General features: G+C 58.1%; 2 protein-coding genes. Both read left to right on the forward strand.

Annotated features, from left to right (window positions below):
• On the forward strand, positions 1 to 1,176 hold a 1,176-nt coding region (gene yidC / locus V6C07_RS09485), incomplete at its 5' end, for a membrane protein insertase YidC (protein ID WP_333536187.1).
• A 42-nt stretch (positions 1,177 to 1,218) separates the two neighbouring features.
• Positions 1,219 to 1,483, forward strand: a 265-nt coding sequence (locus tag V6C07_RS09490) for a Jag N-terminal domain-containing protein (RefSeq protein ID WP_333536188.1), incomplete at its 3' end; no start/stop codon positions are given.

Here is a 1,483-nt window from a genome sequence, read left to right on the forward strand (position 1 = left end):
ACGCTGCGGCTCGTGGGCGAAGTGGATAATCTGCGCGTGGTGCGCGAAATGACCTTCAGCGCCACCAACTACCTTATCCGCGAAAAAATCCGTGTGGTAAACCAGAGCCAGCAGGCCCGCAGCGTGCGCGTGAGCTACACTGTGGCCGCCGATGCCAGCAACGCCGCAGGCGACCGTTACGACGCCATGCGTGTGGCCTGGGACAACGACGGCAGCCTCAAGGAAGAAAGTTCGGCCAGCACTCTTGAAAGCACCGGCGTGCAGGCGGTGGGCAAGATTTACTGGGCCGGGGCCATGAGCACGTATTTTCTTTCGGCTGTGCTGCCCGGTGATGTGAATAACGTGACCGTCAAGGGCGTTATGCAGCAGAACGTGTACCGCACCGCCGTGGAAGAGCAGGAAACCCTGCTTGGCCCCGGACAGGAAAAGGAGCTTTCCGTTTCTTACTGGGTCGGTCCCAAGGTGCGCTCCGAGCTTCAGGCCGTTTCGCCCCAGCTTGCCAAAAGCGTTGATCTGGGCTTTTTCCACATCATCGCCAAGGGCCTTTTGTGGCTGCTGGAATTTTTCCACAAGTATGTGCACAACTGGGGTCTGGCGATCATTCTGCTGACTGTGCTCATCAAGGCGGCGTTCTGGCCGCTGACGGCAAAAAGTTACGCTTCCATGGAAAAGATGAAGAAGCTCCAGCCGCACATGATGGAAATTCGTGAGAAGTTCAAGGACAACAAGGAACAGATGAACAAAGAGGTCATGGCCCTCTACAAGACCTATGGCGTCAATCCCGCCAGCGGCTGTGTGCCTATCCTCATCCAGTTGCCCGTGTTCTTTGGTCTGTACCAGGCCCTGCTCACGTCCATCGAGCTGCGCCACGCGCCCTTCATCACCTATCTGCCCGGTACGGACATCCTTTGGCTGGCTGACCTGTCCACCAAGGACCCCCTGTACATTACGCCCGTGATCATGGGCCTGACCATGTTCCTGCAGCAGCGGATGAGCCCCCCGGCCACAGATCCCACGCAGCAGAAGATCATGATGTTTCTTCCCCTTATCTTTACGGCCCTTTTCCTGAACTTCCCTTCGGGGCTGGTGCTGTACTGGCTGGTCAACAACGTGCTTTCCATAGCCCAGCAGCAGATGATGATCCGGAAGTTCAAGAATCACGCCGCCGCGAAATAGCCGCAGCGACGGCCTGCGACACCTATTGGAACGAGGACGATTATGGAAGGCTTTAAGGAATTCCAGGGCAAAGACCTGGACAGCGCCATAGAGGAAGCCTGCGGCTACTTCAACACGGCGCGGGAAAAACTGGAAATCGAGATCGTGCAGGATTCCAAGTCCGGGATCTTCGGCATCGTCGGGGCGCGCAAGGCCAAGGTTCGTGCCCGCCGGGTGCAGTTGCGCGAGGCTGTTGAGAATATATTGGGACGCAAGGGGGGGGCTGCCCCCTCCGCCGATACTCCCGGCGATGCTTCCGCTGAAGCCG

This window comes from Desulfovibrio sp. 1214_IL3152 (assembly GCF_036763055.1).
Lineage (GTDB): Bacteria > Desulfobacterota > Desulfovibrionia > Desulfovibrionales > Desulfovibrionaceae > Desulfovibrio.